Below are 21875 nucleotides of genomic sequence, written 5' to 3'. Positions count from 1 at the left end.
GTGTGGCGCCTCCGGGGGAGGTGGGACAGGTCGCCCGTCAGTCGCCGCCGTCGGCACGGGAGTTGCCGGGTTCCTCGTCCGCCGTCGGCTTCCGGAAGGCCCGCACGCCGAACCGCGGGTCGGCGCGCGGGCGGTCCTGGTCGGGGAGTTCGGCCAGGCGCGCGGCGAACTCCTCGGTGCCCGGCTCGCCGGGCGGCAGCAGGGTGAACCAGCCGCGGCGCAGGTCGGCGATGGTGCTGCGGGGGCTGCGGCCCTGGCCGGTGCTGAGGAAGGAGCCGTGGCCGGCGGGCCGGAGCCCGTGCCGGACGGCCTGGGCGGTGACGGTGTCGGCGGCGTCGGCCGCGGGGCGGCGCGGGCGGGCGGCGAGGACGGTGTCGATGTCGCTGCCGACGTCGTGCGCGGCGGCCTTGTCGACCGTGGTGACGTACACCCCGCCGGGGCGCAGCACGCGGGCGCACTCGGCGACGACCACGCGGACGTCGGCGGGGTCCAGCAGATGCAGCAGCCAGATGCTGGTGACCGCGTCGAAGGTGCCGCCGGGGAAGGGCAGCCGGCGGGTGTCGGCGCGGACGATCGCGCCGGGCAGCCGCCCCGACGCCCGGCGGACCATGGCGGGGGTGAGGTCCGCGCCGGTCACCCGCAGCCCGGGGCGCTCGGCGGCGAGCCGCCGGGTGACGATCCCGGTGCCGCAGGCGACGTCGAGGAGACGGCCCGGCCCCGCGGGGATCAGACCGAGGACGGCCTGGGCGGCGGCTGCGGCACGGGCCTCGCCCCCACGGGAGACGTCATAGCCGTCCGCTTCCTTGTCGTAATCGAGCACATGGCTCAGTGTGCCCCGTGACCTGGGGCGATGTCCTCCACCCTGCGGGCGAGGGAGAAGTCCTTCCCGGTGACGACGCCGCCCGCGCTGTGGGTGTTCACGCTGAGCGAGACGGTGTTGTAGCCGAGGGTCAGGTCGGAGTGGTGGTCCAGCTCGTCCTGGATGCCGGCGATGTGCACGACCAGTGCCGCCGCGGCGAAGTGCGAGCCGAGCCGGTAGGAGCGGGTGAGGCGGTCGCCGTCCACCGCCCAGCCGGGCAGTTCGGCCAGCCGGTCCTCGATCTCCTTCTGCGACAGCGGTTCGACGGCCATGGCCGGGGCTCCCTTCGGTGCGTGTCCCCGTGCGGGGCGAGGCGGGTACGGGTTCAGCCTGCCATGCCGGCGCCGGGGGCGGGGCACCGACGCGTCCCCGGCCCGCCGTTCCCGGTCACACGCCCGGTGCCGCGCCGCGTCCTCGACTAGGGTCTGCGGTATGACGATTGCCGCGTCCGGTCCCTCCGTCTCCGCCGCCGTCACCGGCAAGGGCGTCGGCCCGCTGCTGCGCGCCTGGCGGGAGCGGCGCCGGATCTCCCAGCTGGAACTGGCGCTGCGCGCCGACTCCTCGGCGCGGCACATCAGCTTCGTCGAGACCGGCCGGTCACGGCCGAGCGAGGAGATGGTGCTGCGGCTCGCCGAGCGGCTCGACGTGCCGGTGCGCGAGCGCAACGCCCTGCTGCTGGCCGCCGGTTACGCCCCGCGCTATCCGGAGACCCCGCTGGACGACCCGGCGCTGGACGCCCTGCGCGACGGCCTGGAGCGGCTCATCCGGGGGTACGAGCCGTACCCCGCGCTGGTGGTCGACGCCGGCTACACGGTCGTCGCCGCGAACCGGGGCATCGCCATGCTGCTGGAGGGCGTCCCGGAGCGGCTGATGACGCCGGCGCCGAACGCGATGCGGCTGACGCTGCACCCGGAGGGGCTGGCACCGCGCATCCGGAATCTGCGGGAGTGGCGCGGGCATCTGCTGGCCCAGATGGAGCGGGAGATCGCCCTGCACCGCTCGGACCGGCTGCGCGCCCTGTACGAGGAGGTGGCGGCCTACCCGGTGCCCGAGGCGCCGCCCGGCGCCGAACCGGCCGAGCCGGTGCCGTACTTCGCGCTGCCGCTGTGTATCGAGCACGCCGGCCGGACGCTGTCGTTCGTGTCCTCGATCTCCACGTTCAACACGCCGATGGACGTCACGGTCGCCGAACTCGCCATCGAGACGTTCCTGCCGGCGGACCCGGCGACCGCCAAGTATCTGCACACTCTGGCCGGTTGAGTCGCCTCGGCGCGGTCCGTTGCCTCGGGCACGTGTGCGAGGCGGCGACCCGTGACAGACTGCTCCCCGCGGATCGGCGCGTAGGGGAGGGCGTGGCGTGAGTGAGCGGCGGGCTGCGCCCACCGTGGGCCAGGTGGTGCTCGGCAAGCGGTTGCAGGAACTGCGGGAGGCGGCCGGGCTCAGCCGGGAGGAGGCCGCCCGGGTCCTCAGGGTGGCGTCGGCGACCGTACGGCGGATGGAGATGGCCGAGGTCGCGCTGAAGATCCCCTACGTGCAGGTGCTGCTGACCACCTACGGGGTGGCCGAGGAGGAGGCCGACGCGTTCGTCCGGCTCGCCGAGGAGGCGAACCAGCCGGGCTGGTGGCAGCGGTTCCACGACGTGCTGCCGGACTGGTTCAGCCTGTACGTCAGCCTGGAGGGCGCCGCCCGGATCATCCGCTCCTACGAGCCGCACTTCGTGCCCGGCCTGCTGCAGACCGAGGAGTACGCGCGGGCGGTGATGGAGGCGGGGACCATCGGGCAGAGCTCGCCGGACACGGTCGAGCGGCATGTGTCGCTGCGCATGGAGCGGCAGCGGCTGCTGGACCGGGAGGACCCGCCCCACCTGTGGGTGATCATGGACGAGACGGTGCTCAGACGGCCGGTGAGCATACGGCCCGAGGTGCTGCGGGACCAGCTGGACCGGCTGCTGGAGTACGGCGAGCGGGACCGGGTGACGCTCCAGATCGCCGAGTTCGCGGCGGGCCCGCATCCGGGGACGTACGCCCCCTTCACGCTGTTCCGGTTCGCCGAACCGGAACTGCCGGACATGGTGTTCACCGAGTATCTGACCGGCGCCCTCTATCTGGACGCGCGCCGGGAGGTGGCCGCGCACCTGGAGGTGCTGGACCACATGACGGCCCGGGCCGCGTCCGCCCGGCGCACGCTGAAGCTGCTGCGGGAGTACCGCGAGCGGCTGTGAGCCCTGTGTGACCCGTACGGACCCCTGGACAGGTGCGTTCCCGGGGCCGCCCCTAGTTTCCTGAGTACGACGACGCGAAGGAGGCCTGATGCCCTCGGACGCGGTGCTCTACCAGGCTGCGGCCCTCTGCCTGACCTACCCGGACGAGGACCTCGTCGTCCGGCTGCCGCTGCTGCGCCAGGCCGCCCCGCAGCTGCGCGCGTTCACCGACCACGCGGCCCTCACCCCGCCGGAGGAACTGGCCGCACACTATGCGCGGGTCTTCGGCCTCGGGGACCGGCACAGCCTGTACATGGGCCGGTGGCACGACGGCGGCGTCCGGCGGCGCGGGACGCCCGTGGCCCGGTTCAAGGACGTCTACCGCCGGCACGGGCTGGAGTGCAGCGGCGAGGAGCTGCCGGACTTCCTGCCGGCGGTGCTGGAGTTCACCGCGCGGACCGGCGACACCAGCCTGCTGATCGAGTACCGCGAGGGCCTGGAGCGACTGCGGACACGGCTGACCGACTACGGCACACCGTATGCGGGCGTCCTGGACGCGGTGTGCGCCACCCTGCCGCCCGGACAGGGCGGTGCCGCGCCCCCGGGCGGGGCGCGGCACCGGAGCGTCAGGCCAGCTCGGCCGTCAGGGTGATCGTCGTACCGGTCAGGGCCTGGCTGACCGGGCAGTTCTTCTTGGCGTCCTCGGCGGCCGAGGCGAAGCCCTCCGCGTCCAGGCCCGGCACCTCGCCGCGCACGGTGAGGTGGATGCCGGTGATGCCCTCACCCGGCTGGAAGGTGACGTCGGCCTTGGTCTCCAGGCGGGTGGGCGGGGTGCCGGCGCCGGTCAGACCGTGCGAGAGGGCCATGGAGAAGCAGCTGGAGTGGGCGGCGGCGATCAGCTCCTCGGGACTGGTCTTGCCGTTCGCCTGCTCGGCGCGCGAGGGCCACGACACCGGCTGCTGGCCGATGCCGGAGGAGTCGAAGGTGACGACTCCGTTGCCTTCGAGCAGGTTGCCGTTCCAGACGGTGTGCGCGGTGCGCGTGGTTGCCACGTTGCTTCCTTTCGCGAGTGTCGCGGTCCCGGGGTTCCCGTTCCCGTGTCCCCCTATCCGATCACATCCGGGCTCATCGCACTCTGAAGACCGGCCCACGCGGCGTGAACGGGAGGTGACTTCCCTGCGGGATCAGGTAGGCGTGTTCCCTGCGCACCCGCAGCACGTCGCACCAGCCGTCGGTGATGACCAGCACCGGCGCGGCGGGCGGGAAGTCGTCCGCCCGGTGCAGCAGGTCGATGCCGGGCTGCAGGACCGTACCGCCGCGCCCGTGCACCCGTACCCGGCCGGCGATCTCGGTGACGGGCAGGTAGCCGGCGTCGTGCGGGGCCGCGTCGCAGAACACCACGCGGGCGGCCGGTACGTCACGGGCCTCGGCGTAGGAGGCGATGGCGCCGAGGGCCTTGCCGAGCAGCCGGTGGCTCATGGAGCCGGAGGTGTCGAGGACGACCCCGAAGGTGCAGCGGGCGACCTCCTCGGGCGGGAACCAGCGGCCCGCGCGCGGGATGTCCGGGGTGGACGCCTGACGGCGGGCGGGACGGGCGTAGGACCGTACGGGCTCGGGGCGGGGCACGAACTCGTCGAACCAGCGGGCCAGTTGTGCGTCCCAGGGCAGCGGCGGGTGGCTGAGGGCGCGGATCTCCTCGACCAGGCCGCCGGGCAGGAAGCCGCGCTCCTGCGCCCCGTGCAGGTCCAGGCCGCGGGTGAGGCCGCGGCGGTAGAACTCGTCCAGGTCGACGTAGTCGCCGGCCGGGCGGAGCGGGCCGCCGAGGACGTCGCCGACGCCCTTGCCGCGCAGGGTGGCCAGGCGGCGCATCCGGCGCAGGTCGCCGGCGAGGCGGTCGTAGACCTCCTCGGCGGACAGGCCGGCCAGGCGCGGGTCGTGCAGCAGGCCCTCGGGCATGGTGCCGACCCGCATCTCGACCAGCCAGCCGTTGATGACGTAGTCGCAGGCGACGTTGAACAGGTAGGGGTCGCGGGTGCCGCAGCGGTCGCCGTGGCGCAGGGCGGCGTGCAGCATCTCGTGGGCGAGGACGAACCGCCACTCCTCGTCCTCGAAGCGGCGCAGCGGGTTGACGTAGATCTCGGCGGCCCCGGGGTTGACGGCGGCGATCTGGATGCCGTGGGCGCGGGCGAGTTCGGCGTCGGCGACCAGGGTGATGCCGGCCGCGATGCCGCCGAGCAGCGGGTAGGAGGAGACGAACCAGGCGAGGGCCCGTTCCCAGGGGCGTTGTGCGGGCCGTTCGCCGTCCAGGGAGTCCCGGCGTCCGCCGGCCATGTCCATCGCGGCGGACACGGTCCGGGTCAGGGCGGTGGCGAAGGCCAGCTGCCGGTCCGGGATCGGGCCCTGCCAGGGCAGCCATTCGGTGAGCACCTGGTCGGGTTCGCCGGCCGCGGTGCCGCAGTGCTCGTAGGCGGGCGGCAGGCCGTGGGCGCGCCAGCGGGCCGCGAGCCGCTCCTCGTCGCCGTCGGGGTAGCTCGCGGGCAGTTCCTCGGGGGTGGTGCCGATGGGGAAGCCGAGCAGGAAGCGGTTGACGACGACGCAGCGGGCCGCGAGGTCGTACCGGTCGGGCTGCTCGCGCGGGCCCTGGGCGGCCGGGACGTGTCCGAAGCCGACGTGGAGGGCGGCGTGCGCGAGGGCCCACGCCCAGGCGCCGGGTTCGGCGAGCCGGTCGGGGTGGGCGTGCACGGTGGCGTCGGAGTCGACGACGAGCAGGCCGTCGCGCGGGGCGTGGACGCAGTTCTCGCCGCGGCAGACGCCGAAGTCGACGGCGGCGAGCGCCGGGTTGGCGCGCACCAGCCGCATGCCCTCGGCGAACGCCTCCCCGGCGAGGTCCCGCTGCTTCGGCCGGGTGCGGCTCACCGCCGCGCCTCCACCAGGCGGGGCATGTCGCGGGCGGCCTCGACCAGGAACCACGACGGCAGGACCGGGTTGCCGTCGGCATCGGAGGCGATGACGGTCTGGGCGACCTCGACGGAGACCTCGGCGAGCTGCACCAGCAGCGACTTGGCGCGGTAGGCGATCTGCCGGCCGTTCGCCGACATGTGCTCCTTGCTGACGGGCAGCTCCTTCACCAGCCGGCCGCGGAACGACTCGGCGAGGTAGTACAGCAGGTCGCGGTCCTGGAGGCGGTGCGGCCAGCGGGCGTCGCCCTTGAGGATCGCCTCGATCCCGAACCGGCTGCGCACGATCTTCACGTAGCCGCGGAAGGCGGTGGCGTGCGCGGGGGTGAGCGTGCCGTGCGCGAGGACGCTCAGGGTCGGCTCGTCCAGGTCGGGACCGAAGGAGTGCAGGGCGTCGGAGAGCATGTGCCAGGAGCGGGGCGTGGAGAACGGCTCCTCGGTCTTGGGCGGCTTGGACCACAGGTGGTCCGGCCGGTCGGTGAGGTGGTCCACGATCCACGGGTGGATGCCGTTGCCCGCGGCCCAGGCCAGCCAGTCCGTGGCGGACACCTCCAGATGGACGTGGGCGAGCCGGTTCACCAGGGCGGAGGCGAGCGGCCGGGCGAGGGCGTTGTCGGTGGAGCGGTTACCGGCGCCGATGACGATCGACCCCTCGGGCAGCTCGTAGTTCCCGATACGGCGGTCCAGGATCAGGGAGTAGAACGCCTTCTGCACATCCGGGGTGGCGGCGTTCAGCTCGTCCAGGAACAGGCAGTACGGCTCGTCCCGGGCGATCGTCTCCGGCGGGCAGAACACCGACCGTCCGTCCCGGATCTGCGGCACCCCGATCAGGTCCTCGGGCGCCAGCTGCGTACCGAGCAGGCTCACGCACTCCAGGCCGAGCGAGGCGGCGAACTCCCGCACCAGGGAGGACTTCCCGATCCCCGGCGCGCCCCAGAGGAAGACCGGCCGGACGGTGGCGAGCCCGAGGAGCAGCTCGGGAACACGGGCGGGGGTGACGGTGACGGCAGCCTGCAACGCGGGGATTCCTTCGGGTTGTTCGAGACGTGTACGACTCGGACAGTGTGGGCGCGGGCGCGGTGCGGGCGCAGCCGAATTTCCGCGGTCTGGCAGACTCGGCGGCGTTCTCATGACCTCGGGGGGTGCGATGACCGTTCGGCCGCGTGGCGCCAGTATCCGGATATTCCTCATCGACGGAACACCGCAGGGGATGCGGCTGATCGAACGCATCGGCTGGACCGGGTGCTGCCTGAGCTTCTCGCGTGCCGACTACGACCGGGCCCGGCAGCGGGAGGAGCTGAGGCGCTCGGGTGTCTACGTGCTCGTGGGGGCGGACCCGGAGGGGGCCCGACCCACCAGGGTCTACGTCGGCGAGGGCGAGGAGGTGCGGGTCAGGATCGACTCGCACTTCCGGGAGAAGGACTTCTGGTCCAGCGGTTTCGTCCTGTCGACGAAGGACGACTCCCTGAACAAGGCGCACATCAGGTACCTGGAGGCGCGTCTGATCGCCATGGCGCAGACGGCGCGGATCGCCGCGGTGGACAACGCCACGAATCCGGATGCGCTGGGCCGGCTGTCCGAGCCGGAGACCGCGGACATGGAGTCCTATCTCGACGAGGCGCTGATCCTGCTGCCGCTGCTGGGGGTCGCGGCGTTCGAGATCTACGACGAGCCCGACGCGTCCGCCGTGGTTCCGGTGACGAAGAAGGACCAGGCGCAGATCGCGGGCACGCGGTACCTGTTGAATACCCAGTTGACCGAGGCGGAGGGGTACAGCGACTCGCGGGGGTTCGCCGTGCTCGCCGGTGCGCTGGCGCGCAAGGAGGCCAAGGTGATGACGGCGGGGTATCAGCGGATCCGCGAGGAGCTCATCACGGAAGGCATCCTGGCGGACGAGAACGAACTCCAGTACCGGCTGTCCAGGACGTTCATCTTCGACAGCCCGTCGAGCGCCGCCAGTGTCCTGGCCGGGGGGAGCAAGAACGGGCGGACGGAGTGGCGGGACGAACGGGGCCGGACCATCAAGGACAACGAGGAGGCGACGGCGGCGTCCCCCGCCTGACCCGTCCCGGCCCGCCTCAGGCGGCCCGCTCCTCCTCCACGTCCGCGGTGAGCGGTACCTGGGGGCCGTTCAGTTCGCGGAGCCAGCGGCGCAGTACGCGGTGGACGTGTTCGGCGCCGGTCAGTTCCTCCCCGTCCGGGGCCGGTGCGGACAGGTCGTGCGGGGAGAGCAGGAACGGGCGGGACTGGGCGCCGCCGAGGCCGCCGTGGGAGCCGATCTGCTCCTCGAAGGCGAGGACCTCGCCGTCGGCGGGGTCGTGGGCGGAGTTCACCATGATGTCCGCGGTGTGCGGGAAGGAGTGGGTGCGACGGACGGCGTCGGCGGCGCCGGGGCCGAAGCGCTCCAGCGGGCCCGGCTCGTCGTCGAGCCCGGCCAGCGGGATCTCGGCGCCGTGGGCGCCCAGCACCACACCGTCGTGCTTCTCGCTGCGCACCAGCAGGAAGCCGATGCCGGGGTGGTTGGCGAGGGTGCTGAGCAGGGCCGGGTGACGGGCGTCGATCTCCTCCTTGGTCATGCGGTGCGGGACGTCCGGGAAGGAGATCAGGCCGAGGTTGCCGGAGGCCAGCACGATCGGTTCGGAGCCGCGGGAGGGGCGGTGGTGCTCGCCCTTCTCCTCCACGGGACGGCGCAGGGCGGCGCGGACGGCGGCGCGGGCCTCGGTCCCGCTGTGCGTACGCTCGGCCCGGCGCGGGACGGGCAGTCCGCAGCCGGCCCGGACGAGGTCGCCGAGGCTGAGGCCGTAGCGGGCGCGGAAGGTCTCGCCGGGGCTCTGTCCGTGGTCGGACAGGACGACGATGCGGTAGGGGCGCGGGGCGTGTTCGGCGACGCGTTCGAGGAGGGCGAGGGACCGGTCGAGGCGGCGCAGGACCTTCTCGGCGTCGCGGCTGTGCGGGCCGGAGTGGTGGGCGACCTCGTCGTAGGCGACGAGGTCGGCGTAGACCGCGGTGCGGCCGGCGAGCATGTCGCCCATGACCGCCGCGACGACGACGTCCCGTTCGACGACGGTGGCGAAGGCGCGGACGAACGGGTAGAGGCCGCCCCGGCCGACGCGCGGGCGCTGCCTGCTCAGGCGGGCCCGGGTGGACTCGCCGATCTCCCGGGCCACCTCGGCGACGAAGGACAGGGCGGTGCGGACGGCGTTGGCGGGGTCGGAGAAGTAGGCGAAGTACCCGGCGCGGGAACGGTTCGCCCGGCCGCGTCGACGGGTGGCGATCGACAGCACGAGGGCCTGCTCGCCGGCGCCGCCGCTGAAGAGGTTGCCGCGGCTGGCGCCGTCGACGGTGAGCAGTCCCCCGTGACCGGTGTGCAGCATGGCGCGGCGCTGCAGTTCGGCGGCGCTCGTGGGCCGGTTGCAGACCATCACCTCGCCGCGGTCCTTCTCGTACCAGCGGAAGGCCGGTACGTCGAAGGTGCTGCCGTGCAGGATGCCGAGCTGACTGGCGCCGGTCTGGCTGGACCAGTCGGTGCGCCAGGGGGTGAGGCGGTGGGTGGGCGGGGCGAGCCGGGCGCGGCCGCCGGCCGGCCGGGTGCCGGCGCCGGTGGACAGCCAGCGGGCGACCGTCGGCATCAGGCCCTTGCGGACCGCGTCCGTGAGGACGTCGTGGCCGACGCCGTCGAGCTGGACGAAGACCAGGCCGGGGGCGGTGGGGCAGGGCGGGTGGGCGCGGCGGCTGCGGGTGGCGAGGCGGTGCAGGCGGCGCCGGTAGGCCTCGTCGTCGCGCACGGCGAGGGCGCCGCCGGCGGCCGAGGCGACCGCGGACATCACGGCCGCCACGATGACGGCGGTCTCGGGCGCGGCGTCGCCGCGGCCGGAGGGGTTGATGCGCAGGGCGAGCAGCAGCAGGGAGCCGTTGAGGAAGAAGACCAGCAGGCCGAGGACGAAGGCGGGGACGAGCAGCAGCAGGCGGACCAGGAGCGGCCAGACCACGGCCGAGAGGATGCCGAAGGCTCCGGCGCCGCAGGCGGCGGCGACGGCGATCCGGGTGGCGCTGTCACCGTCGGCGGACTGGAGCTGGAAGTCGGGCAGGAGCGCGGCGAGGGCCAGCATGGTGACCGTGGAGACCGCCCATACGGCGATGCTCCGCCCGAGCTGACTGGCGATCCGCCGCCACCGCACGCCTCCCACGCCCCGTACACCTCACGTCCCGGCCCTCCCCCGCCCCTCGGGCCGGGGAGACCCCCTCTCGCTTCGCCGGGCCGGTCGGGCCCCGCTCCACCCTGTCACACGGGACGCCGTCCGGCCGGGGTCACCGTCCGTCGTACCCGGCCGTCGGCATCGACAGCCGGCGGTGCACCCGCGCCTTCATCTGCGCGTCGTACGACGGCTCGGCCCGCCCCACCGTCTCCACGCGCACGCCCCGGCGCGCGCACTCGGCGGTGAACTCCTCCACCGAGGACAGGGCCCGGCGCAGCACCCGGAGGCTGGGCGCGACGAAAACGTCCACCCCGGGCCGCACCCCGTCCCAGAGTGCGCAATGGTCGAAACGCAGTCCGCCGACGAGAAGTTCCCGGGCGACCACGTAGCCGTGCTCGGCGGCCCAGCGGGCGCACATGGCGTGCTGGCTGCGCGAGTCCACCAGGAAGGGGTCGGCCTCCAGCTCCTCCAGGGGTGTCAGGCTGGCGATGGCGGTGACCCGCACCGGCGTGAGCGCGCCGGAGGCACCCCGCAGCTGTCCCATGGCGTCCCCCTCACCTCCGGGTTTCGCCGCAGACCCTACTCCTGCCCGTAGGCTTCGGGGAGTCGCGTGAAGGGGGCGAAGAAGGTGCCGGTGGAGATCACCTGGTGGGGTCACGCCACCTGCACGGTGGAGGATGCGAACATCCGTGTGCTCACCGATCCCCTGTTCGCCCGCCGGCTCGCGCATCTGCGCCGCCGCCGGGGCCCGATACCGCCCGCCGAGGCCCGTCGCGCGGACGTGGCGCTCGTCTCCCATCTGCACGCCGACCATCTGCATCTGCCGTCGCTGGCCTGCCTCGCCCCGGGCACGCGCCTGCTCGTGCCCCGGGGCGCACCACGGGCCGTACCCGGCGTGCGCCGGCTGCGCCGGCTGCGGATCACCGAGGTGGCGCCCGGGGACGAGGTGCGGATCGGGGAGGCGCTGGTCCGGGTGGTGCCGGCGCTGCACGACGGGCGGCGGCTGCCGGTGGGCCCGCAGCGCTCGCCCGCGCTCGGCTACGTCGTGGAGGGCGAGGCGCGGACCTACTTCGCCGGGGACACCGGGCTGTTCGACGCGATGGCCGAGCGGGTCGGTCCGGTGGACGTGGCGCTGCTGCCGGTGGGCGGCTGGGGGCCGTACCTCGGCGAGGGGCATCTGGACGCGGGGCGGGCGGCGCGGGCGCTGGCCCGGCTGGCGCCGCGGGCCGCGGTGCCGGTGCACTACGGGACGTACTGGCCGATCGGCATGGACGCGGTGCGCCCGCACGAGTTCCACGCGCCGGGCGACGAGTTCGTGCGGCTGGCGGCGGTGAGCGCGCCGCAGGTCGCGGTGCACAAGCTGGGGCACGGGGAGAGTGTGCGGCTGGAGGTCGCGCGGTGACGTGGCTCGCCGAGGCGTCGAGAACCGTGACGCCCGAGTCCACGCAGCAGGCGATCGGGTATCCGACGCTGTTCCTGCTGGTCCTCCTCGGGGCGTTGGTGCCGGTCGTGCCGACGGGGGCGCTGGTGAGTTCGGCGGCGGTGGTCGCGTTCCATCAGACGGCGCCGTTCTCCCTGGCGTTGGTGTTCGTGACGGCCTCGCTGGCCGCGTTCCTGGGGGATGCGGCGCTGTACTGGCTGGGGCGGCGCGGGTTGCGGTCGAAGAACGGCTCGCGGTGGCTGGAGGCGATCCGGGCCCGGGCACCGGAGGAGCGGCTCGCGCAGGCGCGGGGGAAGCTGGCCGACCACGGGGTCGCGGTGCTGGTGCTGTCCCGTCTGGTGCCGGCCGGGCGGATACCGGTGATGCTGGCCTGTCTGATGGCGGAGTGGCCGCTGCGGCGGTTCGCCCGGGGGAACGGGCCGGCGTGCCTCGCCTGGGCGGCCACGTACCAGGTGATCGGCATTCTGGGAGGTTCCTTGTTCGAGGAGCCCTGGGAGGGCGTTGTGGTGGCGGTCGCGCTGACTGTCCTGATCAGCGCGGTGCCCGGTGTGTGGCGGCGGGTCCGCGCTGCCGGGTGAGGACGCGCTGCCGGTCAGCTGTCGAGTATCCGTGAGCCTCCGACGGGCAGGTCCCACAGGTCCTCTCCGGCCAGCCCCGCCTTCTCCCAGGCCGTCCGCACCCGGATGAGCGGTTCCAGGACCGGCTCCGCCGACAGGACGAACGTGCCCCAGTGCATGGGGGCCATGCGGTGGGCGCCCACGTCCAGGGTGGCCTGGACCGCTTCCTCGGGGTCGCAGTGGACGTCGCTGAGCCACCAGCGGGGGTCGTAGGCGCCGATGGGCATCAGGGCGAGGTCGATGCCGGGGTAGCGGCGGCCGATGCGGGAGAACCAGTGGCCGTATCCGGTGTCGCCGGCGAAGTAGAGGCGCTGTCCGTCGGGCGCCGTGAGGACCCAGCCGCCCCACAGGCTGCGACAGGTGTCGGTGAGGGTGCGCTTGGACCAGTGGTGGGCGGGCACGAAGTCGAAGCGCGTGCCGGAGAGTTCGGCGCCCTCCCACCAGTCCAGCTCGGTGACGCAGGTGAACCGGCGCCTGCTGAACCAGCGGCCGAGGCCCGCGGGCACGAACAGCGGGGTGTCGCGCGGGAGCCGGCGCAGGGTGGGGGCGTCCAGGTGGTCGTAGTGGTTGTGGCTGATGACGACGGCGTCGATGCGGGGCAGGGTCTCCCAGGGCACGCCCACGGGCGTGATGCGGGCGGGGGTGGCGATGATGCGGCGGGACCAGACGGGGTCGGTGAGGACGGTGAGTCCGCCGAGCCGGACGATCCAGCTGGCGTGCCCCGCCCAGGTGACGGCGAGGGTGCGGGTGTCGACGCGGGGCAGCGGGGCCGGCGCGTACGGCAGGCGGGGGATGTCGGCGAGGCCTTCGCGGCCGGGGCGTACGGCGCCTTCGCGGGCGAAGCGGGCGAGGGCCTTGAGGCCGGGCAGGGGCGCGGTCAGCCGGTCGTGGAACGCGCGGGGCCAGACGCGGTGTTCGCCCAGGGGGCGGGGCTCGGCGAGCGGCGGGAAGGGGGGCGCGAGGGGGGTCGGTGTGCCGGGTTCGCCGGCTGCCGTCGTGGTCGTCGTCGTGGCCGGTCCGGGCTCATGCGTCTGCTGCGTCATCGAGGAGGCTCCCGTCGCTGAGCGTCGTCGCGGAGATCGTCGAAGGCCGACCTCAAGGAGATCAGCGCGCGTTGCACGTGTGGCAGTTCCAACGGTGCGGGTGACATGAGGCATTCCGTGCGTTCCTCGTCGGTGCCGCCCAGCAGGGGCCCGGTGGCGAGCCGTACGCGCAGCGCCCCGAGGTCGTCGCCGAAGCGGTGGCCGCCGGGCGCGGGCATGCCGAGCCGGGCGGTGAGGAGGTCCTCCAGTTCCTGTGCGTCGCCGACGCCCTGGGCGGCGAGCGGTTCGCGCAGCGGTGCGAGGTCGGCGTACAGATGGCGGCCCGCCTGGGGCGGCCGGGCGAGCCCGCCGGCGGCGACGACCGCGGCGTGCGCGGCGGCGGCCACGCGCGCGTGCAGCCGTACGGCGGCGTCGCGGCGTTCGGCGAGGGGCGGGGGTTCGTCGAGGGCGTAGCCGGCGGCCGCCGCGACCGGTGCGGCGATCCGGGCGCCGAGGGCGGTGAGGATGTCGAGCACGCGCGCGTGGAGGTGCCGTCCGCCGTCGGTGGCCGGGAAACGGGCGACGGCGGCCGGCCAGCCCGGGGGCAGCAGGGCGCCGGCCAGGTCGGTGACGACGGTGACCTGGTCGGGCCGCATCTCGGCGGGGCTGAGCAGAACGGTCTCGTGCGGATCGTGCAGGGTGTCCCGCCAGGTCTCGTCGCTGACCAGGTGCAGGCCCTCGGCGGTGGCGGCCTCGACGGTCTCGTGCAGCAGTTCGGGCGGGGCGACGGTGGCGGTGGGGTCGTCGGCGACGGAGAGCACCAGCAGCCGCGGGTCGCCGCCCTCGGCACGGACCCGGCGGACGGTCTCCAGCAGCGCGTACGGGTCGGGGACGCCGCCGCTCTCGGCGGGGGTCGGCACATGGAAGACCGGCCGGCCGAGCAGCCGGGCGTACGGCGCCCACCAGGCGGCGCAGGGGCGGGGCACGAGGACGTCGGCGCCGTCGCCGGCCAGCGCGGCGGTCAGGGCGAGCAGCAGGGCGGGGGCGCCGGGTCCGGCGGCCACCTGGTCGGGGACGCAGGGCAGGCCACGGCGGGTCCAGTAGCCGCAGGCCGCCTCCAGCAGGGCGGGGGCTCCGCCGACGGGCTGGGCGCCGGCCCGGCCCGCGGCGGCGGCGAGTACGGCGGAGAGCTCGGGGAGCACGGGCAGGCCGTCGCCGGGGAGGGGCGGGCCGTAGCGGACGGGGCCGTGATCCTCCCCGCGCTCCTCCCCGGGGTGCGTCCGCCGCATGTCCGCCTCCGCGCAGTCCGTGGTGCCGTCGTAGCGCCTGTCAGTCGGTGCTGTTGTCGTCGGCCGCTGTGCTGTCCGGTGCCCGTGCGGGGTCTGCGGCGGCTGATGTCGGTGGGGCCCCTCGGCGGTGGCCCCGGGAAGGTGTGTACCCGCCGGACGGCCCTCCATGGGCGGTGCCCGGAGTCGCCCGGATCACATCCCGGTCGGCCGGCCTGCCGTGGAGCGGACGCGGCCGTACACCCGGTAGCCGGCGCCCGCGCAGGCGGCGGCGATGCAGGCGGCGCCGGCGGCGAGTGCGGGCACCGAGTCGCTGAAGCTGCCGCCCTGTCCCGCTTCCACCCCGTGGTCGACACCGGACGCCGCACAGCCGGCGGTGTCGTGGGAGTCGCGGCAGTTGTGGTCGTCCTGACCGCTGTTGTCGTGACCGCTCTGGTCCCGGCCGCCACTGTCCTGAGCCGGGTTGTCGCGGTTGTCGCGCCCTGCGCCGTCCTGACCGGCGCCCACCTGCCCGGCGCCCACCTGCCCGCCGCCCTCCTGCGCGGCGCCGTCACGCCCCGCCCCCACCTGGCCGCCGCCGTCCACCCCGGTCCCGTCAGGCGGCGCCCCGGCCTCCGCACCGCCCTCGCAGTACTCCCCGTCCCGGCACTGACCGGCCCCCTCGCCGCCGTCACCGCTCCCGGTGACGTCGTAGCTGGTGCTCCAGGACCTGCCCGGTGTCCCGGAGGCGGCTGGGCAGGTGCCGGTGACGGTCGACGCGGCGGCGGCCGCGCCGCCCGCGGGGGCGCCGCCGGTGGCGATGCGGGCGGTGCCCCGGTAGACGGGCCCGGCCGCGCTGTCGCTGGTGCCGGTGACCCGGGTCAGGCGCGCGGTGCCGTCCGCGAAGGCCGGTGAGGCGGCGTCGAGGGTGTCCGGCACCGGGCCGGTGAGGGGGTCGCAGGACACGGAGACGGTGACGGTGCCGCCGGGTCCGACGGCGGTGGGGCTGGTCCGGGCGGCGGGGTCGGCGGAGGCGACGGGGCCGGTGAGGGCGAGCACGGCACCGGCGGCGAAGGCGAGGGACAGAGCGCGGGCGGTGCGGCGCATGGGAGGGGCTCCTCGGCGGAGTGCGGCGGGGCGGCCGTACGCCGGCGCACCGGTGGGACGGCAACGCCGTCCGGCGCCCGGGTACGGGGGGCACGGAATCGTGCCCTCGCTTGTCATGACAGCCCGCGCGTGGCCGTACCGCGCGCGGCCGGAGCCCATTCGCGGGACACGCGGGGCCGGGCGGGTGACAGCAGGCGTGCGGGCCGGGGAGGTTTTCCGTGCCCCGCGCAGGTGACTCGGTACGCGCTGACCGGATCGTCCGCCGCGTACTGCACGAGGAGGTCTCCCCATGAGCACCAAGGTCGCCGACCATGTCCTTGACCGCCTGCGCGCCTGGGGCGTGGAAGTGGTTTTCGGCTATCCGGGCGACGGCATCAACGGACTGCTCGCCGCCTGGGGCCGCGCGGACGACCGGCCGCGGTTCATCCAGTCGCGACATGAGGAGATGTCCGCGTTCGAGGCGGTCGGGTACGCGAAGTTCAGCGGCCGTCTCGGGGTGTGCGCGGCGACCTCGGGGCCCGGCGCGATCCATCTGCTCAACGGCCTGTACGACGCGAAGCTGGACCACGTTCCGGTGCTGGCGATCGTCGGCCAGACCGACCGGAGCGCGATGGGCGGCTCCTATCAGCAGGAGGTCGACCTGCACACCCTGTACAAGGACGTCGCCTCGGAGTTCGTGGAGACGGTGACGGTGCCCGAGCAGCTGCCGAACGTGCTGGACCGGGCGATCCGCACCGCGTACGCCCGGCGCTGCCCGACCGCGCTGATCATCCCCGGTGACGTACAGGAGCTGGACTACGCGCCGCCCACGCACGAGTTCAAGATGGTGCCGTCCAGCCTCGGGATGAGCGACTACACGGCGACCCCGACGGACGAGGCGCTGAGCCGGGCGGCGGAGGTGCTGAACGCCGGCGACAAGGTGGCCGTCCTGGTCGGGCAGGGTGCCGCGGGCGCGGTCGCGGAGGTGCGGGAGATCGCCGAACTGCTCGGCGCGGGGGTGGCGAAGGCGCTGCTGGGCAAGGACGTGCTGAGCGACGAGCTGCCGTATGTGACCGGGCCGATCGGGCTGCTGGGCAGCCGGCCGTCGTACGAGCTGATGCGGGACTGCGACACGCTGCTGACGATCGGTTCCTCGTTCCCGTACACGCAGTTCATGCCGGACTTCGGCAAGGCGCGCGGGGTGCAGATCGACATCGACGCGCACATGATCGGCATGCGGTACCCGTACGAGGTGAACCTCGTCGGTGACGCGAAGGCGACGCTGCGCCGGCTCATCCCGCTGCTGGACAGCGACCGGGGCGGGCGCGAGTGGTACGACACGGTGTGCGCGAACGTGCGGCGCTGGCACGAGACGATGGAGCGGCGGGCCGGGCTGTCGGCCGATCCGATCAACCCGGAGTACGTGGCCCGGGCGCTGGATCCGCTGCTGCCGGACGACGCGATCCTCACCTCCGACTCGGGTTCGGTCGCCAACTGGTACGCGCGGCACATCACGATGCGTCCGGGCATGCGCGGTTCGCTGTCCGGGACGCTGGCGACGATGGGCCCGGGGGTGCCGTACGCGATCGGGGCGAAGTTCGCGCACCCGGACCGGCCGGTGTTCGCGCTGGTCGGGGACGGGGCGATGCAGATGAACGGCCTGGCGGAGATGATCACGGCGGCGAAGTACCGGGACCGCTGGTCGGATCCGCGGCTGGTGGTGGCGGTGTGGAACAACCAGGACCTGAACCAGGTGACGTGGGAGATGCGGGCGATGGAGGGCGCGCCGTCGTTCCTGCCGTCGCAGGCGATCCCGGACGTGCAGTACGCGGCGTTCGCCCGCTCGCTCGGGCTGACCGGCATCCGGGTGGAGAAGCCGGAGGACGTGGAGTCGGGCTGGCGGGCCGCGCTGGAGGCGGACGGGCCGGTGGTGATCGAGTTCCTGACCGATCCCGCGGTGCCGCCGATCCCGCCGCACGCCACGTGGGAGCAGCTGGAGGCGACGGCGGCGTCGATCCTCAAGGGCGACACCGACCGGGGTTCGATGATCAAGCAGGGTCTGAAGGCGAAGGTGCAGGAGTTCCTGCCGGGCCGCCAGAAGCGGTGAACGGTCCCCTGGCCCCGAGGGGTGTTCGGACGCGTCCGTCCGGAGCTGGTCAAGGGGCGTGAGCCGGTGGCAGGGCGGACGCTGTAGCGGGTGGACTCACGCCGTGGGAGCGGGCGGGGCACGGACGGTCGGCCCGGCGAGCCGGGCCGAACGGTCCCTGTCGGCATCGGCGGGTTCGCCGGAGGGTGGGGTGCGGTGCCCCCGGCACGCGTCACACCCCCGACCGCCGCCCGAACCGGGAAGGACCGACCATGTCCCTGGACACGCAGCAGGCGCCCACCGGACCCGCCGACGAGGAGCTGGGCCGCTTGGACGCCCACTGGCGCGCGGCGAACTACCTCTCCGTGGGCCAGATCTATCTGCTGGCCAACCCTCTGCTGACGGAACCGCTGCGGCCCGAGCACGTCAAGCCGCGTCTGCTCGGCCACTGGGGCACCTCTCCGGGCCTCAACCTGGTCCACACGCATCTGAACCGCGTCATCAGGGCCCGCGGCCTGGACGCCGTATGCGTCTGGGGCCCCGGCCACGGCGGTCCGGCGGTGCTGGCGAACTCGTGGCTGGAGGGCTCCTACACCGAGACGTATCCGGACGTCACCCGGGACGCGGCGGGCATGGCCCGGCTCTTCAGGCAGTTCTCCTTCCCGGGCGGGGTGCCCAGCCATGTCGCCCCCGAGACGCCGGGCTCGATCCACGAGGGCGGCGAGCTCGGCTACTCCCTGTCCCATGCCTACGGCGCGGCCCTCGACAACCCCGGTCTGCTGGTCGCCTGCGTGATCGGCGACGGTGAGGCGGAGACCGGCCCGCTGGCCGCCTCCTGGCACTCGAACAAGTTCCTGGACCCGGTCCGCGACGGTGCCGTGCTGCCGATCCTGCACCTGAACGGCTACAAGATCGCCAATCCGGCGGTGCTGGCCCGCCTGCCCGAGACGGAACTGGACGAACTCCTGCGGGGCTACGGCCACGAGCCGATCCATGTCACCGGCCACGAACCGACGACCGTCCACCGCGCGATGGCCCACGCCATGGACACGGCCCTCGACCGCATCGCCGCCTTCCAGCGCGCCGCCCGCCAGGACGGTGCCGGCGACCGGCCCCGCTGGCCGGTGATCGTCCTGCGTACCCCCAAGGGCTGGACCGGTCCCGCCGAGGTCGACGGGCTGCCGGTCGAGGGCACCTGGCGCGCGCACCAGGTGCCGCTCGCCGGTGTGCGGGACAACCCGGAGCATCTGCGGCAGCTGGAGGCGTGGCTGCGCTCCTACCGGCCCGAGGAGCTGTTCGACGAGCACGGCGCCCCGCGTGCGGACGTGCTGGCCTGCGTCCCGCCGGGCGCCCGGCGGCTCGGCGCCACCGCGCACGCCAACGGCGGGCTCCTGCTGCGCGAGCTGCCCCTGCCGCCGCTGGAACGCTACGCGGTGGCCGTCGACAAACCCGGCGCGACCCTGCACGAGCCGACGCGTGTGCTCGGCGACCTGCTCCAGGACGTCATGGCGGCCACCACCGACCGGCGCGACTTCCGGCTCGTGGGCCCCGACGAGACCGCCTCCAACCGGCTCCATGCGGTCTACGCGGCCAGTGGCAAGGCCTGGCAGGCGGCCACCCTGCCGGCCGACGAGCACCTGGACCGGCACGGCCGGGTGATGGAAATCCTCTCCGAGCACACCTGCCAGGGCTGGCTGGAGGGCTACCTCCTCACCGGCCGGCACGGGCTGTTCTCCTGCTACGAGGCGTTCGTGCACATCGTGGACTCGATGGTCAACCAGCACATCAAGTGGCTGCGCACCACCCGGGGCCTGCCCTGGCGCGCTCCCATCGCCTCCCTCAACTACCTGCTGACCTCGCACGTGTGGCGGCAGGACCACAACGGCTTCTCCCACCAGGACCCCGGCTTCGTGGACCACGTGCTGAACAAGAGCCCGGAGGTGGTGCGGGTCTACCTCCCGCCGGACGCCAACACCCTGCTGTCGGTGGCCGACCACGTACTGCGCAGCCGCGACTACGTCAACGTCGTCGTCGCCGGCAAGCAGCCCTGCTTCGACTGGCTGTCGATGGAGGAGGCGAAGGTCCACTGCGCCCGTGGCTCCGGCGTCTGGGAGTGGGCCGGCACCGAGGACGGCACGCGCGAACCGGACGTGGTGCTGGCCTGCGCCGGGGACGTGCCCACGCAGGAAGTGCTGGCCGCGGCCCAGTTGCTGCGCCGCCACCTGCCCGAGCTGGCGGTGCGGGTGGTGAACGTCGTCGACATCGCCCGGTTGCTGCCGAGCGGGGAGCACCCGCACGGCATGAGCGACTTCGAGTACGACGGGCTGTTCACCGCGGACAAGCCGGTGATCTTCGCGTACCACGGCTATCCGTGGCTGATCCACCGCCTGGCCTACCGGCGCACCGGTCACCGCGACCTGCACGTGCGCGGATACAAGGAGATCGGCACCACGACCACGCCGTTCGACATGGTGGTCCGCAACGACCTGGACCGCTACCGCCTGGTCATGGACGTCATCGACCGCGTGCCCGGCCTGGCGGTGCGGTCGGCGGGCGTACGCCAGCGCATGGAGGACGTCCGGCAGCGTCATCACGTCTGGATCCGCGAGCACGGCACGGACCTGCCCGAGGTGGCGGACTGGACCTGGACCGGCTGAATCGGCGTTACGCGACGGCCGTCCCGGGTACGCGTCTGCACACCGAACGGAGCGGTGCGCAGATCAGCCACCACGGTTGCCCAGCGGACCTTCGACCCTCTGGAGGAAGAGATGCAGCGAGGCAGTGACCGGCTGAGCGTCCACCGGGACGACGAGATGAAGCACGAACTGAGGGGTCTGCTCCGGTCCGGCCATCCCACGCGCGTCGAGGAGTGGCACGACCCGGAGCCGGCCGCGGACGACGACCCGGAGCTGTGGAGCGGACCGGTCGGCGGTCTGGGCTCCCCGGCGTCACTGGAGCGGACCCGGCTGGAGCTGGCCCGGCACCTGGGCCGGCACGCCTTCCCCGCGAAGTCGGGTGAGCTGGCCCGGGCGCTGCGCCGGAGCAACGCGCCCGGATCCCTGATCGACGCGGTGGCCGGGCTGCGGCACGGGCACCGGTACGAGAACGTGCAACAGCTGGCCGAGGCGCTGGCGGGCGGTACGTGAGCCGGGACCCGGCGGAAAGGAAGCTGAAGATCATGCGTATCGCGTTTCTGGTGGCGCCGGAGGGGGTCGAGCAGGTCGAGCTGACCGAGCCGTGGAAGGCGGCCGCGGACGCCGGGCACGAGCCGGTGCTGGTGTCGACCCGGTCCGGAAAGATCCAGGCGTTCAACCATCTGGACAAGGCGGACACGTTCCCCGTGGACGAGGTGGTCGGTGAGACGTCGGCCGGGTCGTTCGGCGGTCTGGTGCTGCCCGGCGGGGTCGCCAACCCGGACTTCCTGCGGATGGACGAGAAGGCCGTCGCTTTCGTGCGGGACTTCTTCGATCAGGGCCGCCCGGTCGCCGCGATCTGCCACGCGCCGTGGACGCTGGTGGAGGCGGACGTCGTCAGCGGCCGGGTGCTGACGTCCTGGCCGAGTCTCCGGACGGACATCCGCAACGCCGGCGGCACCTGGGTGGACGAACGGGTGAAGATCTGCGACCACGGCTCCAACCAGTTGGTGACCAGCCGCAAGCCGGCCGACCTCAAGCCCTTCTGCGACGCGTTCCTGCACGTGTTCGCCGGGGAGCCGGGCTGACCGGATCCTCCTGCGCAAAGTCGCCGCACCTCACGGCCGGCCTGATCCGAACGACAGGGCCGAGCCCTCTGGACGCCGGGCCGGCGGTCAGGTGCCGGGCGTGCCCGGAGTCGCCGTCTCGCCGCAGCCGCGTTCGCGGGCGCCCTCGCGGGTGCGGCCCGCGCTCACCAGGCGACGGGGGTTGCGGCGCAGATACTCGCCCTCCAGCTGTGCCATGCGCTCGTTGTGGGCCCGCAGTGCGTCGTTCGAGCCGTACAGGAGTGTGTCGTGGCGCGTGCGGTGGATCGTCTCCAGCTCCTTCATGAGCTGCTGGTCGTCCAGCCGGCTGGGGTCGACTCCGGTCATGGTGGTGCCCCGCTCGTCGTGTTCGTTCATGGGCTTCGGGTACCCGCCCGGCGTGCACTGCCCCCGAGCGGTTTCCGGGA

General features: G+C 73.8%; 21 protein-coding genes. 10 read left to right on the top strand and 11 right to left on the bottom strand.

The genetic code is table 11. The annotated features are described in order from the left end of the window. Positions 1 to 37: 37 nt before the first annotated feature. Positions 38 to 820 (bottom strand): class I SAM-dependent methyltransferase, encoded by a 783-nt coding sequence (locus ABZ937_RS03095; protein WP_361685043.1) that lies wholly within the window; start codon positions 818 to 820, stop codon positions 38 to 40. A 5-nt stretch (positions 821 to 825) separates the two neighbouring features. After that, complete coding sequence (locus tag ABZ937_RS03090) at positions 826 to 1131, bottom strand: 4a-hydroxytetrahydrobiopterin dehydratase (RefSeq protein WP_361685041.1); 306 nt, start codon at positions 1129 to 1131, stop codon at positions 826 to 828. 160 nt (positions 1132 to 1291) lie between these two features. Here ABZ937_RS03090 and ABZ937_RS03085 point away from each other — a divergent pair, with 160 nt between their 5' ends. The 3 genes from ABZ937_RS03085 to narJ all read left to right on the top strand — a co-directional run bounded on the left by ABZ937_RS03085 (position 1292) and on the right by narJ (position 3711). After that, a complete protein-coding gene (locus tag ABZ937_RS03085; RefSeq protein ID WP_361685039.1) occupies positions 1292 to 2119 on the top strand; it encodes a helix-turn-helix transcriptional regulator in 828 nt (275 codons plus the stop codon). 97 nt (positions 2120 to 2216) lie between these two features. Next, the gene (locus ABZ937_RS03080; protein ID WP_361685037.1) at positions 2217 to 3080 is read left to right on the top strand and encodes a helix-turn-helix transcriptional regulator; all 864 of its coding nucleotides are present in this window, start codon (positions 2217 to 2219) and stop codon (positions 3078 to 3080) included. Positions 3081 to 3168: 88 nt separating this feature from the next. Beyond that, positions 3169 to 3711 carry a nitrate reductase molybdenum cofactor assembly chaperone gene (gene narJ / locus ABZ937_RS03075; protein ID WP_361685035.1) on the top strand — a complete coding sequence of 181 codons (543 nt, stop codon included), beginning with the start codon at positions 3169 to 3171 and terminating at the stop codon, positions 3709 to 3711. Here the strand turns inward: narJ and ABZ937_RS03070 are convergent. From ABZ937_RS03070 to ABZ937_RS03060, 3 genes are all read right to left on the bottom strand, one after another. Continuing rightward, complete coding sequence (locus ABZ937_RS03070; RefSeq protein WP_361685033.1) at positions 3686 to 4111, bottom strand: OsmC family protein; 426 nt, start codon at positions 4109 to 4111, stop codon at positions 3686 to 3688. The genes narJ and ABZ937_RS03070 overlap by 26 nt on opposite strands. Before the next feature lie 73 nt (positions 4112 to 4184). Then, positions 4185 to 5975: a hypothetical protein gene (locus tag ABZ937_RS03065; protein WP_361685031.1), complete on the bottom strand. Its 1791-nt coding sequence runs from the start codon at positions 5973 to 5975 to the stop codon at positions 4185 to 4187. Then, the gene (locus tag ABZ937_RS03060) at positions 5972 to 7033 is read right to left on the bottom strand and encodes an AAA family ATPase (RefSeq protein ID WP_361685029.1); all 1062 of its coding nucleotides are present in this window, start codon (positions 7031 to 7033) and stop codon (positions 5972 to 5974) included. The genes ABZ937_RS03065 and ABZ937_RS03060 overlap by 4 nt, the downstream gene beginning before the upstream one ends. Before the next feature lie 193 nt (positions 7034 to 7226). Between ABZ937_RS03060 and ABZ937_RS03055 the strand changes: the two genes are divergently transcribed. Continuing rightward, the gene (locus ABZ937_RS03055) at positions 7227 to 8078 is read left to right on the top strand and encodes a GIY-YIG nuclease family protein (RefSeq protein WP_361685027.1); all 852 of its coding nucleotides are present in this window, start codon (positions 7227 to 7229) and stop codon (positions 8076 to 8078) included. 16 nt (positions 8079 to 8094) lie between these two features. On the opposite strand, the gene ABZ937_RS03050 is transcribed toward ABZ937_RS03055, so the two are convergent. Then, the gene (locus ABZ937_RS03050) at positions 8095 to 10203 is read right to left on the bottom strand and encodes a phage holin family protein (protein WP_361685025.1); all 2109 of its coding nucleotides are present in this window, start codon (positions 10201 to 10203) and stop codon (positions 8095 to 8097) included. A 121-nt stretch (positions 10204 to 10324) separates the two neighbouring features. Next, entirely contained in the window at positions 10325 to 10756 is a 432-nt protein-coding gene (locus ABZ937_RS03045; RefSeq protein WP_361685023.1) for a hypothetical protein, read from the bottom strand. A gap of 84 nt (positions 10757 to 10840) precedes the next feature. Between ABZ937_RS03045 and ABZ937_RS03040 the strand changes: the two genes are divergently transcribed. Together ABZ937_RS03040 and ABZ937_RS03035 are read left to right on the top strand one after the other, a co-directional pair. Beyond that, the gene (locus ABZ937_RS03040) at positions 10841 to 11614 is read left to right on the top strand and encodes an MBL fold metallo-hydrolase (protein ID WP_361685419.1); all 774 of its coding nucleotides are present in this window, start codon (positions 10841 to 10843) and stop codon (positions 11612 to 11614) included. Beyond that, the gene (locus tag ABZ937_RS03035; protein WP_361685021.1) at positions 11611 to 12231 is read left to right on the top strand and encodes a VTT domain-containing protein; all 621 of its coding nucleotides are present in this window, start codon (positions 11611 to 11613) and stop codon (positions 12229 to 12231) included. The genes ABZ937_RS03040 and ABZ937_RS03035 overlap by 4 nt, the downstream gene beginning before the upstream one ends. A gap of 14 nt (positions 12232 to 12245) precedes the next feature. Here the strand turns inward: ABZ937_RS03035 and ABZ937_RS03030 are convergent, their stop codons facing one another. From ABZ937_RS03030 to ABZ937_RS03020, 3 genes are all read right to left on the bottom strand, one after another. Further along, entirely contained in the window at positions 12246 to 13313 is a 1068-nt protein-coding gene (locus ABZ937_RS03030; RefSeq protein WP_361685019.1) for an MBL fold metallo-hydrolase, read from the bottom strand. Next, positions 13310 to 14581 carry an aminotransferase class I/II-fold pyridoxal phosphate-dependent enzyme gene (locus ABZ937_RS03025; protein ID WP_361685017.1) on the bottom strand — a complete coding sequence of 424 codons (1272 nt, stop codon included), beginning with the start codon at positions 14579 to 14581 and terminating at the stop codon, positions 13310 to 13312. The genes ABZ937_RS03030 and ABZ937_RS03025 overlap by 4 nt, the downstream gene beginning before the upstream one ends. A gap of 192 nt (positions 14582 to 14773) precedes the next feature. Beyond that, positions 14774 to 15664, bottom strand: a complete 891-nt coding sequence (locus tag ABZ937_RS03020) for a hypothetical protein (RefSeq protein WP_361685015.1) — start codon at positions 15662 to 15664, stop codon at positions 14774 to 14776. A 289-nt stretch (positions 15665 to 15953) separates the two neighbouring features. Between ABZ937_RS03020 and ABZ937_RS03015 the strand changes: the two genes are divergently transcribed. The 4 genes from ABZ937_RS03015 to ABZ937_RS03000 all read left to right on the top strand — a co-directional run bounded on the left by ABZ937_RS03015 (position 15954) and on the right by ABZ937_RS03000 (position 21450). Beyond that, positions 15954 to 17750, top strand: a complete 1797-nt coding sequence (locus ABZ937_RS03015; RefSeq protein ID WP_361685013.1) for a thiamine pyrophosphate-requiring protein — start codon at positions 15954 to 15956, stop codon at positions 17748 to 17750. A gap of 251 nt (positions 17751 to 18001) precedes the next feature. Continuing rightward, positions 18002 to 20386 carry a phosphoketolase family protein gene (locus ABZ937_RS03010; RefSeq protein WP_361685011.1) on the top strand — a complete coding sequence of 795 codons (2385 nt, stop codon included), beginning with the start codon at positions 18002 to 18004 and terminating at the stop codon, positions 20384 to 20386. A 111-nt stretch (positions 20387 to 20497) separates the two neighbouring features. Then, positions 20498 to 20875 (top strand): DUF2795 domain-containing protein, encoded by a 378-nt coding sequence (locus tag ABZ937_RS03005; RefSeq protein WP_361685009.1) that lies wholly within the window; start codon positions 20498 to 20500, stop codon positions 20873 to 20875. Positions 20876 to 20907: 32 nt separating this feature from the next. Beyond that, on the top strand, positions 20908 to 21450 hold the full coding sequence (locus ABZ937_RS03000) for a type 1 glutamine amidotransferase domain-containing protein (RefSeq protein WP_361685007.1): 543 nt from the start codon (positions 20908 to 20910) through the stop codon (positions 21448 to 21450). Between the two features lie 87 nt (positions 21451 to 21537). Here the strand turns inward: ABZ937_RS03000 and ABZ937_RS02995 are convergent, their stop codons facing one another. Next, positions 21538 to 21825 (bottom strand): DUF6158 family protein, encoded by a 288-nt coding sequence (locus ABZ937_RS02995; protein WP_361685005.1) that lies wholly within the window; start codon positions 21823 to 21825, stop codon positions 21538 to 21540. Positions 21826 to 21875 lie beyond the last annotated feature (50 nt).

This window comes from Streptomyces sp. NPDC046727, assembly GCF_040645635.1.
Lineage (GTDB): Bacteria > Actinomycetota > Actinomycetes > Streptomycetales > Streptomycetaceae > Streptomyces.
The sequence above is the reverse complement of the archived record's forward strand: the minus strand, read 5'-3'. Positions and strand labels throughout refer to the sequence as shown.